The 13455-nt window shown below is 70.7% G+C and carries 15 protein-coding genes; 9 read left to right on the forward strand and 6 right to left on the reverse strand.

The window, feature by feature from the left end:
* Positions 1–33 precede the first annotated feature (33 nt).
* Both ACWIX3_RS04615 and ACWIX3_RS04620 read left to right on the forward strand, forming a co-directional pair.
* Complete coding sequence (locus ACWIX3_RS04615; RefSeq protein ID WP_448610900.1) at positions 34–669, forward strand: GntR family transcriptional regulator; 636 nt, start codon at positions 34–36, stop codon at positions 667–669.
* Positions 656–1675: a 1-aminocyclopropane-1-carboxylate deaminase gene (locus ACWIX3_RS04620; protein WP_448610901.1), complete on the forward strand. Its 1020-nt coding sequence runs from the start codon at positions 656–658 to the stop codon at positions 1673–1675. The genes ACWIX3_RS04615 and ACWIX3_RS04620 overlap by 14 nt, the downstream gene beginning before the upstream one ends.
* Here ACWIX3_RS04620 and ACWIX3_RS04625 read toward each other — a convergent pair.
* The 4 genes from ACWIX3_RS04625 to ACWIX3_RS04640 all read right to left on the reverse strand — a co-directional run bounded on the left by ACWIX3_RS04625 (position 1654) and on the right by ACWIX3_RS04640 (position 3580).
* Positions 1654–2100 carry a hemerythrin domain-containing protein gene (locus tag ACWIX3_RS04625; protein WP_448610902.1) on the reverse strand — a complete coding sequence of 149 codons (447 nt, stop codon included), beginning with the start codon at positions 2098–2100 and terminating at the stop codon, positions 1654–1656. The two genes, ACWIX3_RS04620 and ACWIX3_RS04625, sit on opposite strands and share 22 nt — an antisense overlap.
* Positions 2097–2507 carry a nitroreductase family deazaflavin-dependent oxidoreductase gene (locus ACWIX3_RS04630; protein ID WP_448610903.1) on the reverse strand — a complete coding sequence of 137 codons (411 nt, stop codon included), beginning with the start codon at positions 2505–2507 and terminating at the stop codon, positions 2097–2099. Before ACWIX3_RS04630 ends, ACWIX3_RS04625 begins: the two co-directional genes overlap by 4 nt.
* Before the next feature lie 183 nt (positions 2508–2690).
* A complete protein-coding gene (locus ACWIX3_RS04635) occupies positions 2691–3380 on the reverse strand; it encodes an alpha/beta fold hydrolase (RefSeq protein ID WP_448610904.1) in 690 nt (229 codons plus the stop codon).
* Positions 3377–3580, reverse strand: a complete 204-nt coding sequence (locus ACWIX3_RS04640) for a hypothetical protein (RefSeq protein WP_448610905.1) — start codon at positions 3578–3580, stop codon at positions 3377–3379. Before ACWIX3_RS04640 ends, ACWIX3_RS04635 begins: the two co-directional genes overlap by 4 nt.
* Positions 3581–3853: 273 nt before the next feature.
* Here ACWIX3_RS04640 and ACWIX3_RS04645 point away from each other — a divergent pair, with 273 nt between their 5' ends.
* Genes ACWIX3_RS04645 through ACWIX3_RS04655 form a run of 3 tightly spaced genes read left to right on the forward strand, consistent with a single transcriptional unit; the run spans position 3854 to position 6826 of the window.
* Positions 3854–4810 carry an ABC-three component system protein gene (locus ACWIX3_RS04645; protein ID WP_448610906.1) on the forward strand — a complete coding sequence of 319 codons (957 nt, stop codon included), beginning with the start codon at positions 3854–3856 and terminating at the stop codon, positions 4808–4810.
* Positions 4811–4832: 22 nt separating this feature from the next.
* Entirely contained in the window at positions 4833–5030 is a 198-nt protein-coding gene (locus tag ACWIX3_RS04650; RefSeq protein ID WP_448610907.1) for an ABC-three component system middle component 8, read from the forward strand.
* Positions 5030–6826, forward strand: a complete 1797-nt coding sequence (locus tag ACWIX3_RS04655; RefSeq protein ID WP_448610908.1) for a DUF2326 domain-containing protein — start codon at positions 5030–5032, stop codon at positions 6824–6826. The genes ACWIX3_RS04650 and ACWIX3_RS04655 overlap by 1 nt, the downstream gene beginning before the upstream one ends.
* Positions 6827–6920: 94 nt before the next feature.
* On the opposite strand, the gene ACWIX3_RS04660 is transcribed toward ACWIX3_RS04655, so the two are convergent.
* On the reverse strand, positions 6921–7937 hold the full coding sequence (locus ACWIX3_RS04660; RefSeq protein ID WP_448610909.1) for an NADP-dependent oxidoreductase: 1017 nt from the start codon (positions 7935–7937) through the stop codon (positions 6921–6923).
* Between the two features lie 65 nt (positions 7938–8002).
* On the opposite strand from ACWIX3_RS04660, the gene msrA reads away from it, so the two are divergent.
* The 4 genes from msrA to ACWIX3_RS04680 all read left to right on the forward strand — a co-directional run bounded on the left by msrA (position 8003) and on the right by ACWIX3_RS04680 (position 12790).
* Complete coding sequence (gene msrA, locus ACWIX3_RS04665; protein WP_448610910.1) at positions 8003–8656, forward strand: peptide-methionine (S)-S-oxide reductase MsrA; 654 nt, start codon at positions 8003–8005, stop codon at positions 8654–8656.
* A gap of 94 nt (positions 8657–8750) precedes the next feature.
* Positions 8751–9929 (forward strand): class I SAM-dependent methyltransferase, encoded by a 1179-nt coding sequence (locus ACWIX3_RS04670; protein WP_448610911.1) that lies wholly within the window; start codon positions 8751–8753, stop codon positions 9927–9929.
* Positions 9930–9987: 58 nt separating this feature from the next.
* A complete protein-coding gene (locus ACWIX3_RS04675) occupies positions 9988–11073 on the forward strand; it encodes an SAM-dependent methyltransferase (protein WP_448610912.1) in 1086 nt (361 codons plus the stop codon).
* A 133-nt stretch (positions 11074–11206) separates the two neighbouring features.
* Positions 11207–12790, forward strand: coding sequence for a methyl-accepting chemotaxis protein (locus tag ACWIX3_RS04680; RefSeq protein WP_448610913.1), 1584 nt, complete (start codon positions 11207–11209; stop codon positions 12788–12790).
* A 109-nt stretch (positions 12791–12899) separates the two neighbouring features.
* On the opposite strand, the gene ACWIX3_RS04685 is transcribed toward ACWIX3_RS04680, so the two are convergent.
* Positions 12900–13394 (reverse strand): phosphoribosyltransferase, encoded by a 495-nt coding sequence (locus tag ACWIX3_RS04685; protein ID WP_448610914.1) that lies wholly within the window; start codon positions 13392–13394, stop codon positions 12900–12902.
* Between the last annotated feature and the right edge of the window lie 61 nt (positions 13395–13455).

The following is a 13455-nucleotide window of genomic DNA, read 5'->3' on the forward strand; positions in this document are numbered from 1 at the left end:
ATGTCAGTTGTGGCGCTCGCTCCTGTCCCGCGCGTGCTCCTGCGCGACGTCGCGCTCGATCGCATCCGGGCAGCGATCGTCTCCGGCGACCTCGAGCCCGGCGCGGTGGTCAAGGACGCCGAGCTGGCCACCCGGCTCGGGCTGTCGGTCGCGCCGGTGCGGGCGGCGCTGTCCCGGCTGGCCGACGAGGGCCTCGTCGAGGCCAAGCCGCAGAGCCACACCCGGGTGACGCCGCTGCGGGTGCGCGACGTCCGCGACGCCGCCGTCGTCGTCCGGGCGATGCACGAGCTCGCCGTGCGCGAGGCGGCTGCACGCACCACGCCGGACGACGTCTCCGCGCTCCGGGCCGCCAACGAGCGGTTCGCCTCCGCCGTGCGCGCCGGGGACGTCGACGCCGCGCTGGCCGCCGACGACGACCTGCACGGCGTGCTCCTGGCCCGCTGCGGCAACACCGCACTCACCGCGACCGTCGAGCGGCTCACCCCCGCCGTCCGCCGGCTCGAGCGCCGGCGCTTCGCCGCGGCGCACGGGGCGGTGTCGGTCGACCTGCACGACCGCCTGATCACCGCCTGTGCGGCCCACGACGTCGACGCCGCCGTCGCCACCACCACCGAGATCTGGACGGCGCTGCTGTCCGAGCTGGAGGAGACCCCCGATGGCACTGGCTGACTTCCCCCGGTACCCGCTGCTCTTCAGCCCCTCGCCGGTGCACCGGCTGGACCGGCTCACCGAGCACCTCGGCGGCGCCGCCGTCTGGGCCAAGCGCGAGGACGTGAACTCCGGCATCGCCTTCGGCGGCAACAAGACCCGCAAGCTTGAGTACCTCGTCGCCGACGCGCTCGCGCAGGGCTGCGACACCCTGGTGTCGATCGGCGGCGTGCAGAGCAACCACACCCGCCAGGTGGCCGCGGTCGCCGCCCGGGTGGGCCTGCGGTGCGTGCTCGTGCAGGAGAGCTGGGTCGACTGGCCCGACGCGGTCTACGACAAGGTCGGCAACATCCTGATCAGCCGGCTCGCCGGCGCCGACGTGCGGCTGGTGAAGGCCGGCTTCGGCATCGGGTTCAAGGAGAGCTGGGAGGCCGCGCTCGCCGAGATCGAGGCGCGCGGCGGCAAGCCGTACGCGATCCCGGCCGGGGCGAGCGACCACCCGCTGGGCGGGCTGGGCTTCGCCCGCTGGGCGGAGGAGGTCGCCGCCCAGGAGGCCGAGCTGGGCGTCTTCTTCGACACCGTCGTCGTCTGCTCGGTCACCGGCTCGACCCAGGCCGGCATGGTCGCCGGCTTCGCGGAGCTCGAGGAGGACGGGGCCCGCCCGCGCCGGGTCCTCGGCGTCGACGCGAGCGCCAAGCCCGCCGAGACCCGCGACCAGGTGCTGCGGATCGCCCAGCGCACCGGGGAGCTGATCGGCCTGCGCCGGGAGCTCACCGTCGACGACGTCGAGCTCGACGAGCGCTACCACGCCGGCGTGTACGGCATCCCCGACGAGACGACGATCCGCGCGATGCGGACCGCGGCCCGCACCGAGGGCATGGTCACCGACCCGGTGTACGAGGGGAAGTCGATGGCCGCGACCATCGACCTCGTCGGCCGCGGCGAGATCGACCCGTCGTCCACCGTGCTCTACGCGCACCTCGGCGGGCAGCCGGCGCTGAACGGTTACAGCGCCCTGTTCTCCTGAGCGCCGAGCAGCTCGCCGGCCGAGCCGTCGAGCTCGTCGAGGGCGTCGCGGATCCGGCGCTCCTCGAACGAGAAGTGCGACTCCATGATCGCGGCGAGGCCGTCGAGCTCCCCGGCCGGCGCGGGGGCGCCGGACGCCGCGACCTCCTCGATCCGGGCCACGATGCCGCTGATCAGCTCGTGGTCCTCGGCCATCTTCTCCAGCAGCGGCCGCAGCTCGGGGAACCGGGTGGCCAGGGCGGGGAACGCGCCGGCGTCCTCGCCGGTGTGGTGCCGGGTCAGGGCCGCGCAGAACGCCAGGCAGTGGACGGCGAGCGGGCGGCCCGGCTCGCGGACGCCGTCCTGCAGCCGGCGCAGCTCGGCGCGCAGGGAGTCGTGGATGCGGAGGAGCTCGTCGCCGAGCGCGGCGACGCGGCGGCCGGTCACCGTGGCTCCAGGACGACGACGGGCAGCACCCGGGTCGTCTGCTCCTGGTAGGCACCCCAGCCGGGGTCCTCGGCGACGGCGCGCGCGAAGGCGGCGTCGCGTTCGTCCCCCTCGAGGACGACGGCGCAGGCGGTCCAGGTTCGCGCGCCGTCCTCGACGGTGACCTCGGGGTGGGCCAGCAGGTTGCGGAACCACTGCGGGTGGCGTGGGGCGCCGCCGGCGGAGGCGACGACGAGGGTGCGGCCGAGCGGGTCGGTCAGCCGCCCGACGGGCGTGGTGTGCGGGCGGCCGGTGCGGACGCCGCGCGTGGTGAGCAGCAGCAGGGTGGCGCCCTCGAAGGGGCCTCCGACGCGACCGCCGGTGGCGCGGAACTGGTCGATGACGTGCTGGTCGAACGGGTTGGGCATGCGTGTCCTGTCCGGGGAGGGGGTGCGGCGGACGCCGCGGGGAGGGGGACTGGACGACGCCGGCGGGCTCCTGGCCCGCCGCGGGCTCACCCGGCTGCCGGGGACCCGTCTCGTGCGCGGCGCGAGGCCGACCCGGCAGTCACGGGAGCGGAGCGTAACGGGGCCGGTGGGCCCGGGGAAGGCTCAGAGCGGAACGGCGAGCTCCCGGCTCTCCAGCGCCGTCCGCAGGGCCGGCCGCCAGGGCGCCAGCCCGGTCCCGGCGAGGACGACGTCCCGCACGAAGGCGTGCCACACCGGCGCTCTGCGCACCATGCTGTGCCCGCCGGCGATGGTGAACCGGGCGATGTGCACGCCGGCCCGCTCGGCGCGGACGGCGAAGTCGGCCGACAGCGCGGCCGGCACCCAGCGGTCGCCGCGGCCGTGCAGGATCGCGACCGTCTGCCCGCGCAGGTGCTCGACGGGCTCGCCGGGCGGTGTCCACGGCGCCAGCGCGCAGACCGCGCGGACCGAGGCGTCGTCCCCCGCCCGCAGCACCGCCCGGCCGCCCATCGAGTGGCCGACCAGCACCACCGGGACGTCGCCGTGCCGCTCCCGCAGCTCGCCGAGCGTCCACCGGACGTCGGCGTACGCGTCGGCGGCCACCCCGTTCCAGCCGGCCACCCGGTAGCGCAGCAGGTAGGTGCCCAGGCCGCGGTCGGCGGCGGAGGCGCGCACGAACTGCTCGATGGCGCGCATCCGCAGCAGGGACAGCGCCCGCTCCTTGGGCGGCTGGACGCTGGCCACGGTGCCGCCGTGGCAGAAGACGGCGAGCGCCCGGGTCGGTCCCGCAGCCGGCTCGTGGTCCAGGCCCGGGCGCGCGCCGCCCGTGGTCACCGGCGCCGGCGCCCGCCGCGGAGCGTCGCGCGGGCGCGGTCGCCGAGGTCGCCGGCCTTGTACAGCGCGCGGGTCACCTGGGTGGACCCGGTGCGCCGTTCGAGGGCCCGCGCGGCGCGGCGCAGGAGGCCGGTGGCGAGGGGGACGACGACGGTGAGCAGCAGCCAGGTGCGCAACCGGCTGACGAGGAAGAACCACATGATCGGCATCCTGCCCCGGAGGACCCCCCGGGAACCTCAGTCGGGGTCGGGCGCGAGGCGGACGACCATCTTCCGACGTTGCCGCCGCGCAGCAGGTCCAGGAACGACGGCACGGGCGACAGCCGTGCCGGGTCGATCTCCCTTGCCACCCAGAGGACGCAGCCAGGCTTGAACTCCATATTCACAGGGGCCCACCTACGAGGAGTGCCTAGCCGCTGGAGCCAAGCGCGCGTCACTGCGCAAGGTTTACAACTCGTCACGTAGGGTTTGTCCGTGGGGTACCCGTTCGAGGACCTGGACGATAGTCAATTTGAACGGCTTGTCGTGCAGTGTTCGCGCAAACTCTTTGGTGTAGGCGTTCAGTCCTTCTCGACTGGACCAGACGGCGGACGCGACGCCCGATTTCACGGCGTCGCCGAGAGATTCCCCAGCTCGCAATCGCCATGGCGCGGCATAACAGTAATTCAGGCCAAACACACGATCGCCACCAATGCGCACTTCAGCGATGCTGACTTCAGTTCCGATGCCGAAACGTCAACCTTGACCAAAGAGATTCTTCGGATAAAGAAGCTGGCGGAAGCTGATGAAGTCGAGAATTACATGCTGTTCAGCAATCGACGCCTTGGGGGCGTCGTTGGCCCAGAGATTACCAATAGGATCGCGGACGAGGTCGGACTCCCACGCGCTAGAGTCTGGCTTGCGGGGACCGAGTATCTCGACGACATGCTTCATCAGTACAGAGATCTGCCAATTCTTGCTCGCCTCGACCCGGTTGACGCGCCACTCAACGTATCAAGCTACGAGCTGGCTGAGGTAATCCTCGCCATCGCGAGGGGGCTTGACGTGGACCTCCCGAGCAGCGATGCTCCCGTCGTTGACCGCGTCTCTTACAATGAAAAGAATAGTTTGAATAACATGTCCAATGAGTTCGCCTTGACCTTGAGCAAGCGATACCTTGCGGAAACTCGCCGAATCGGTCGATTTCTTGCGGACCCGGCGAACACAGGCGCCCTCAGGATGTATGAGGGCGCGGTGGACGAGTTTCAGATTAAGATCATCGCCAAGCGCCGCGACTACCAGTCTTTCGATGACGTGTTCAACTACTTGGTGGATTTTTTGGCCAAGCGGGATGCTGTCTTGGCCCGTAATCGACGACTCTTGCGCGCGATGGTATTCTACATGTATTGGCATTGCGACATTGGCGAGAGTGTAGATGCTGAGGCCGAGTAAGCATTCGCACCCCGACGAGACGGTGCTTGCCGCCGCCACGGCGATGCTGCGCGACTTGAAGCGCAAGCGCGCTGTGCCTTATGACGACCTCAAGTCGACTCTTCAGCGGCGATCCGAGAGTGCAGAATTTCTATTTACGCCGGCAGTCAGCCTCCTCTATGTGCTCGGCCTGCTTGAGTACAGGGCCAAGGTGGACGCTTTCGAATACACGGGTCAGTGATGAAGCTCTCGAGGCTGTACTCGAATCGTCCTGACGCCTTCAAGGCATTAACTTTTAACGATGGGTTCTCCGTCGTTTTGGCTGAAATCAGGTTGCCGGAAAATCGGAACCTGGACACGCACAATCTCGGCAAGAGTACTGTTGGAGAACTTATCGACTTCTGTCTACTGAAGGGTAAGTCCTCTTCTTTCTTTCTATTCAAGCACCCCACCAAATTCTCCGCCTTCACCTTTTATCTCGAGTTGCAGCTACTGGACGGCAGCTTCCTTACTATTGCTCGCCCAGTTACTCCCGGGTCGCGGATCGACCTCAAGCGCAGCGACGACTCAATTCCTGATGCCAGTGTCTTACAGATTGACGACTGGGATCACACCAACTTGCCGTTCGACCGAGCGAGGCTTCTCGTAGACGGCCTGCTAGGGCTGGAGGCGCTGAAGCCTTGGGGCTTCCGTAAACTGGTTGGCTACTTGATTCGCTCGCAAGCGGACTACATGGACGTCTTCCAGCTCGGAAAGTTTTCTGGGAAGCACCAGGACTGGAAGCCGTTTGTGGCCCATCTGCTGGGCCTTGACGCCGGCAATGTTACTGCCCTATATGAAAAGAGGGAGGAGGTGGCTGCGGCTACATCACGCCTGAATTCGCTAGTCCAGGAATGGGGCGCCGATGAAGTTGACCCCTCCATCCTTGACGGTCTTATTGCAGTCAAGCGACGAGACATCGAGGCCATTTCCGAAACGCTCGAGTCGTTTAACTTCGGCGAGACAGACTGGAGAGTCACAACCGTAGTTGTGGAGGAAGTTGAGGCTGCCATCGCCGGACTAAATGAGCAGCGGTATCGCGCCACGCAGCTTCTGCAAAGACTCCTCGAATCACTTGAGGATGAGAAGGTCATCTTTCGGACTGAGGAGGCTCAAGCGCTATTTAGAGAGGCTGGGGTTGTTTTCGACGGTCAACTCCGACGTGATTACGATCAGCTAATCGCCTTCAACCGTGCCATCACGCAAGAGCGTCGAGAAGCCTTGCAGGAGCAAGTCCGGGAGACGCGCACAGAAATCGCCTTAATTGAGGCGCGGCTGGTTGAGTTGAACCGAGAACGCGCCGAGTCCCTCGCTTTCTTGCGAGAGTCGGAATCCTTGGACAAGTTCAAACAACTATCGCATGACTTCAGTATCCTTCAAGCGGACCTATCCACGCTTGAGGCTAAGCGCTCGGCTGCCTCACGACTCGTGGAGCTTCGTCGTCGGGTCAGAACCCTCTCCGAAGAGTTCGGACACCTTCAATCGACGGTGGAAGCTGAAATTGAACAAATCAGTGGGGACGAGAAAAGCCGTTTCGGGAGCCTGAGACGCTTCTTTACGGAGATAGTCTACGACGTGTTAGGGCAAAATGCGATCCTAGCGGTAAGGTTGAATAGCCATGGCGGCGTTGACTTTACTGCGGAGTTCGTCGGCGACTCCGGGATTGCGACTAGCGGAGATAGGGGGACGTCCTACAAGAAGCTACTGTGCATCGCTTTCGACCTCGCCATGCTCCGGTCTCACCTAGACGTCCCCTTCGCCAAGTTCGTCTACCATGACGGTGCGCTTGAGCAGTTGGAGCCGAGAAAACGTCAGAATCTTATTGAGGTGTTTAGGCAGTATGCTGAACTTGGCTTGCAACCGGTGATATCTGCTCTGGATAGCGATCTACCTGAGCAGGTCGGGCGCTCGGTGCAGGCTATCGCCGAATACGAAGTTGTCGTGACCTTGCATGACCAAGGAGACGCTGGTCGGCTCTTCATGATGGCGCCGTGGTGAGGGAGTTGCCGTGCCGGGAGTTGGGCGCTGGGAACGACTCATGTTGCGACCCTGTCACCCGCGAATGCGGTCCATCTAGAAGGCGGGGATGCCGTCAGTCGGGGTCGGGCGCGAGGCGGACGACCATCTTCCCGACGTTGCCGCCGCGCAGCAGGCCCAGGAAGGCCGGCACGGCCTGGTCGATGCCCTCGTGCACCGTCTCCCGGACGGCGAGCTCGCCCGAGCGCAACCAGCCGGTGACCGTCTCGGTGAACTCCGGGCGCAGGTCGGCGTGGTCGCTGACGAGGAAGCCGCGCAGCGTCAGCCGCTTGCCGACCATCAGGCCCATGTTGCGCGGCCCGGGCGGCGGCTCCACGGCGTTGTAGCCGGAGATCGAGCCGCACAGCGCGGCCCGCCCGTGCACCCGCAGCGCACCGATCGCGGCCTCCAGGTGCTCGCCGCCGACGTTGTCGAAGAAGAGGTCGACGCCGTCCGGGGCGGCCTCTGCCAGCGAGTCCGCCACCCCGGAGTGGTAGTCGAAGGCGGCGGTGAAACCGAGTTCCCGCAGCCAGGCGACCTTCTCCGCCGACCCGGCGCTGCCGACGACGCTGCCGGCGCCGCGCAGCCGCGCGAACTGGCCGACCAGGCTGCCCACCGCACCGGCGGCCCCGGAGACGAAGACGTCGTCCCCCTCGCGGAACGCACCGACCCGGAAGAGCCCGGCGTACGCGGTCAGCCCCGGCATGCCGAGCACACCCAGGTACCAGGACGGCGAGACGTCGTCGGCCGCCGGCAGCCGGGTCACCGCGGCGGCGTCGAGGACGGCGGTCTCCCGCCAGGCGGCGTCGGTGAGGACCAGCGAGCCCTCCGGCAGGTCGGGCGCGCGCGAGGCGACGACCCGGCCGACGGCGCCGCCCTTCATCACCTCGCCGACCTCCCACGGCGGCGCGTACGACGGGCCCGAGCGCATCCGGCCGCGCATATAGGGGTCGACCGACATCACGACCATCCGGACCACGACCTGGCCCTCGGCCGGCTCGGGGAGGGGCACCTCCACCAGCCGGAAGTCCTCGGGGGTCGGCTCGCCGTGCGGCCGGGCCGCCAGGTGCCACTCACGCGTCGTCGCAGCCACGCTGCCGATCCTGCCTCCGCCGCGACCGGGCCGCTCCCCTTGCCGGTCGGGCCTACGCTCGGAGCATGTTCTTCTCCCGGTTCAAGACGCAGCCGGTGGCAGCCGAGGACGCGCTGCCGGGCCGCCCGACGCCGCTGCCGCACGTCCCGGAGCTGCACGCGGTCAACGGCAACCGCATCCAGCCGCCTTTCCCCGACGGCATGCGGACCGCCGTCTTCGGCGCGGGGTGCTTCTGGGGCGTGGAGAAGGTCTTCTGGGAGCAGCCGGGCGTCTACTCGACCGCGGCCGGTTACGCCGGAGGCTACACGCCCAACCCGACCTACGAGGAGGTCTGCTCGGCGCAGACCGGCCACACCGAGGTCGTGCTGGTCGTCTTCGACCCGGCCGTCACCTCCTACGAGCAGCTGCTCAAGGTCTTCTGGGAGGACCACGACCCGACGCAGGGCATGCGCCAGGGCAACGACGTCGGCACCCAGTACCGCTCGGCGATCTACGTCCAGGGCCCGGAGCAGGAGGCGGCCGCCCGCGCCAGCCGTGAGGCGTTCCAGCAGCGGCTGACCGCGGCCGGCTACGGTGAGATCACCACCGAGATCGCGCCGCTCGGAGACTTCTACTACGCCGAGGACTACCACCAGCAGTACCTGTACAAGGTGCCGAACGGCTACTGCCCGATCCACTCGACCGGCGTCTCCTGCCCGGTGGGCCTCTCCGGCGTCTAGGCAGCCGCCTCGTCCGGGCGAGATCGCCGATCTCGTGCGGTTCCCGGGCCGTACACGTGCGAGATGGCGCGATCCCGACGGGGGAGGGGGTGCTGTGGCCGACCCCGGGCTCCTCGAGCGACTGCGGCGGGAGCCGGACGTCGAGGCGCCGGACCTGGTCGCCGTCGACGCGACCGACCGGCTGCTGCTCGACGAGGCGACCGACCTGCTCGCGGCCGCCCCGGGTGAGGTCGCCGTCGTCGACGACTCCTACGGCGCGCTGACCCTGGGCGCGGTCGCGGCCGGTGCCCGCGACGTGCGGGTGCACCAGGACCTGCTGGTCGGCGAGCTGGCCCTGGCGCGCAACGCCGAGCGCACCGGGCTGACCGGCACGTACCGCTCACTGCCCCTGGGCCCCGGGCTGGCGGACGGCGTGCGGCTCGTGCTGGCCAAGGCGCCGAGGTCGCTCGACGCGCTGCGCGAGCTCACCGAGGTGGTGGCCGCGTCGGCCGCGCCCGACGTCACGCTCCTGGTCGGTGGGCGGGTCAAGCACATGACCCACGCGATGAACGACGTCCTGGGCATCGGGTTCACCGAGGTGCGCGCGACGCTGGCCCGGCAGAAGTCGCGAGTGCTGGTCGCCCGCGGGCCCCGGCCGGGGGTGACGCCGTCCTTCCCGCGCCGGCAGGAGCACCCCGACCTCGGTCTGACCGTCTGCGCGCACGGTGCCGCGTTCGCCGGCACGAAGGTCGACGCCGGCACGCGCGCCCTGCTCGCCGCGCTGCCCCGGATGGCGCCCGACGCCCGGACGGCGCTGGACCTCGGCTGCGGCACCGGCGTGCTGGCCACCGCGCTCGCCCTCGCCCGGCCGGGACCGACCGTGCTGGCCGGTGACCAGTCCGCGGCGGCGGTGGCCTCGGCAGGGGCGACCGCGGCGGCCAACGGGGTGGCCGACCGGGTGCGGGTGGTGCGGGACGACGCGGCGTCGACCGTCCCGGACGCGAGCGTGGACCTGGTCGTCTGCAACCCGCCCTTCCACCTGGGCGGGGCCGTGGTGACCGGCGCGGCCGACCGGCTGTTCGCCGCGGCGGGGCGGGTGCTGCGGCCCGGCGGCGAGCTGTGGTGCGTCTACAACAACCGGTTGCCGCACCGGGCCGCGCTGCGCCGCCTGGTCGGCCCCACCCAGGTCGCGGCGTCCGACCGGCGGTTCACCGTCACCGTCTCCGTGAAGGACCCCCTGCCCCCCGCCACTCGCAGGCTCGCGGCGGGACCCTGCAGGGGGCCGTTCCACTAGCTCACCCGGGCCGGACGGCCCTGGCTGACCGGCCCCGAGCGGGCCACGGTCGGGGGGCATGACGACGACCGAGACCCCGCCCGTCGACGCCACCACCGCCTTGGCCGAGCGCCTCCTCGACGGGGTGATCGCGACCCTCGAACTCGCCGCGGTGCACCTCGGCAGCGAGCTGGGCTGGTACCGCGCGCTGGCCGAGGCCCCCGCGACCGCCCCCGAACTGGCCGAGCGCACCGGCACCGCCCCGCGGTACGCCCGCGAGTGGCTGGAGCAGCAGGCGGTGGCCGGCCTCCTCACGGTGGACGACGACGCCGCCGGCCCCGACGAACGGCGCTACACCCTCCCGGAGGCGCACCGCCCCGTCCTCGTCGACCGCGACGACCTCGCCTTCATGCCTCCGTTCGCGCACGCCGCGCTGGTCTTCGCCCGCAACGTCCCCCGGCTGCTCGAGGTCTACCGCACCGGTGGCGGGCTGTCCTGGGCCGAGATGGGCGACGCCCGCGACGCGCAGGCCGCCGCCAACCGCGCCTACTTCCTCGGCCCCATGGCCTCGCAGGACCTCGCCTCCGTGCCCGAGATCGACGCGGCGCTGCGGGCCGGCGGCCGGGTCGCCGACGTCGGCTGCGGCATGGGTTGGTCGGCGATCGGCATCGCCCGCGCCTATCCGCAGGCCCGCGTCGACGGCTTCGACGTCGACGAGCCCTCGGTCGAGCAGGCCCGGCGCAACGCCGAGGAGGCCGGCGTCGCCGACCGGGTGCGGTTCACCACCGTGGACGCCGCGGCCGCGGGGGAGGACGGCGGCTACGACGTGGTCGCCGCCTTCGAGTGCGTGCACGACCTCGCCGACCCGGTCGCGGTGCTCGCCGCCATGCGCCGGATGGTCCGCGCCGGGGGCACCGTCCTGGTCGTCGACGAGAAGGTCGCCGAGCGGTTCACCGCGCCCGGCGACGCGGTCGAGCGGCTGATGTACGGCTACAGCCTCACCTGCTGCCTGCCCGACGGTCTGTCCACCCGGCCGTCGGCGGGCACCGGCACGGTGATGCGCCCGGCCACGCTGGAGCGGTACGCCCGCGAGGCCGGGTTCACCGGGGCCGACGTCCTGCCCGTGGAGCACGACTTCTTCCGCTTCTACCGACTGGCGCTGTGAACCGGGCCACATTGTGGAACGAGAAAGTCCATGAAGGCTGGAGCAGCTCGGCTGTAGCCGTTCCGGGCACGGGCCGAACAGGGGTGCAACGGCGCGCACATCCGCGCCGATCCTCTCCTGCAGGAGTGCCGGCATGGCGCGCAACCTCTGGTCCGACCGTCCCCTCGGCGTGAAGCTCGCGGCCCTGGTCGCCGCCGGCGCCGTCGTCCTCGCCGTCTTCGCGGTCCTCACGGTGCAGGCGCTGCGCGGCACCGGGGAACGCACCGACGAGCTGCTCGCCACCACGCACGCCACCGGCGAGGCGCTGGAGGCGGACATGATGCACGACGCCGTCCGCGGTGACGTGCTGCAGGCGATGCTCGCCGGCGCCGGCCCGGAGTACTCCGCCGCGGTGGCCGACCTGGCCGAGCACGGCCGGACCTTCCGAGACAGCCTGGCGGCGGTGGACGCCGAGGACCTCGGTGGCGACGTGCACGCCGCCGTGCTGGAGGTCGGCCCCGTCGTCGAGGACTACCTCGCCACGGCGCAGCGCGTCGTCACCCTGGCCGGCCAGGACCCGGCCCAGGCGCGCGCCGCCTACCCCGAGTTCTCGGCCGCCTTCTCCGCCCTGGAGGACGCGCTGCCCAGCGTCGGCGAGGTCGTGGCCGGCCACGCGGCGACCGCCGCGGAGGAGGCCGCGGACCAGCGGTCGAGCGCCACGACGCTCGCGGTGGTCGTCGCCGTCGCGGGCGTGCTCGTCCTGGCCCTGCTCGGCCGGGTGGTCACCCGCTCGGTCGTGCGGCCCCTGCAGCGGGTCGGCGCGGTGCTGACCGCGATGGCCGACGGCGACCTGCGCGGCTCCACCGGCGTGACCAGCAGGGACGAGGTGGGTCGGATGGCCGCCGCGCTGGAGGCCTCGATGGGCAACGTGCGGGCCGTCCTCACCTCGATCGGCGAGACCACCGGGACCCTCGCCTCGGCCACGGAGGAGCTCTCGGCGACCGCCCAGGACATGACCCGGCTGGCCGACGAGTCCTCGGTGCAGAGCGGGGTGGTCGCCGACGCCGCCGGTCAGGTGTCGGTCAACGTGCAGACCGTGGCCGCCGGCTCGGAGGAGATGGGCGTCTCCATCCGCGAGATCGCGCAGAACGCCAGCGAGGTGGCGAGGGTGGCCGGCCAGGCCGTGCAGGTCGCCGACGCGACCAACGCGACCGTCGCCAAGCTGGGGGAGTCCTCGCTGGAGATCGCCGGCGTCGTCAAGACGATCACCGCGATCGCCGAGCAGACCAACCTGCTGGCGCTCAACGCCACCATCGAGGCCGCGCGGGCCGGCGAGGCGGGCAAGGGCTTCGCCGTCGTCGCCAACGAGGTCAAGGAGCTGGCGCAGGAGACCGCCAAGGCCACGCAGGACATCACCGCCCGGGTCGAGGCCATCCAGGGCGACACCGAGGGCGCGGTGCGGGCGATCGGGGAGATCGCGCAGATCATCGCCCTCATCGACGACTCGCAGGGCACCATCGCCGCCGCCGTCGAGGAGCAGACCGCGACCACCACGGAGATGAACCGCAACGTCGCCGAGGCCGCCCGGTCGGCCGGGCAGATCGCCGACAACATCACCTCGGTGGCCGGCGCCGCCACCGCCACGACCCGCGCCATGACCGACGCCCGGACGGCGATGGACGAGGTGGCGCGGATGGCCTCGGCGCTCAGCGCGTCGGTCCAGCGCTTCCGGTGCTGAGAGGACCCTCCTCCCCCCGTCCCCGGCTGTCGCTCGGGCCGGGCCCCTGCGGGAGGGCCGTTCCAGCACCTCACCGGGCTCGCGGCGGGCCCTGCAGGGGCCGGGCGCCTCAGGTGGCCGGGGACGTCGCGCGGCGGGGCACCGGGGGCTGCGACGACCAGGGGAAGTCGATCCACCGGTCGGTCCGGCGCCACACGTAGTCGCAGCGCACGACCGAGTGCGGCTTCTCGTAGACGACCGCCGTCCGCACCTCGGTCACGTGCCCGGCGCAGAAGTCGCGCACCAGCTCCAGGGTCTTGCCGGTGTCGGCGACGTCGTCGGCGACCAGCACCCGGGCGCCGGTCAGGTCGACGACGTCGAGGGTCGGGGGCAGCACCACCGGGAGGTCGAGCCGCTGGTCGACGCCGGTGTAGAACTCCACGTTCATCACGAACAGGTTCTTCACGTCGAGGGCGTAGCCCAGCGCGCCGCCGAGGAAGAGGCCGCCCCGGGCGATGGAGAGGATCAGGTCGGGTTCGAAGCCGTCAGCGGCGACCTGCTCGGCGAGCTCGCGCGCCGCCGTGCCGAACGCCTCGTAGGTCAGGACCTCACGCTCGTCGCCCACGCCGGTCGATGCTGCCAGCCCCGACCGGCCGGGGCGCCGGGCCTGGGCAGCGGGCGGGACG

Source organism: Geodermatophilus sp. URMC 60 (assembly GCF_053502585.1).

Bases quoted from the DNA above. Each gene is read 5' to 3' on its own strand.
- ACWIX3_RS04620 (WP_448610901.1), top strand. From the start codon at position 656: ATGGCACTGGCTGACTTCCCCCGGTACCCGCTGCTCTTCAGCCCCTCG.
- ACWIX3_RS04630 (WP_448610903.1), bottom strand. From the start codon at position 2,507: ATGCCCAACCCGTTCGACCAGCACGTCATCGACCAGTTCCGCGCCACC.
- ACWIX3_RS04675 (WP_448610912.1), top strand. From the start codon at position 9,988: ATGACGACGACCGAGACCCCGCCCGTCGACGCCACCACCGCCTTGGCC.
- ACWIX3_RS04655 (WP_448610908.1), top strand. From the start codon at position 5,030: ATGAAGCTCTCGAGGCTGTACTCGAATCGTCCTGACGCCTTCAAGGCA.
- msrA (WP_448610910.1), top strand. From the start codon at position 8,003: ATGTTCTTCTCCCGGTTCAAGACGCAGCCGGTGGCAGCCGAGGACGCG.
- ACWIX3_RS04640 (WP_448610905.1), bottom strand. From the start codon at position 3,580: ATGTGGTTCTTCCTCGTCAGCCGGTTGCGCACCTGGCTGCTGCTCACC.
- ACWIX3_RS04680 (WP_448610913.1), top strand. From the start codon at position 11,207: ATGGCGCGCAACCTCTGGTCCGACCGTCCCCTCGGCGTGAAGCTCGCG.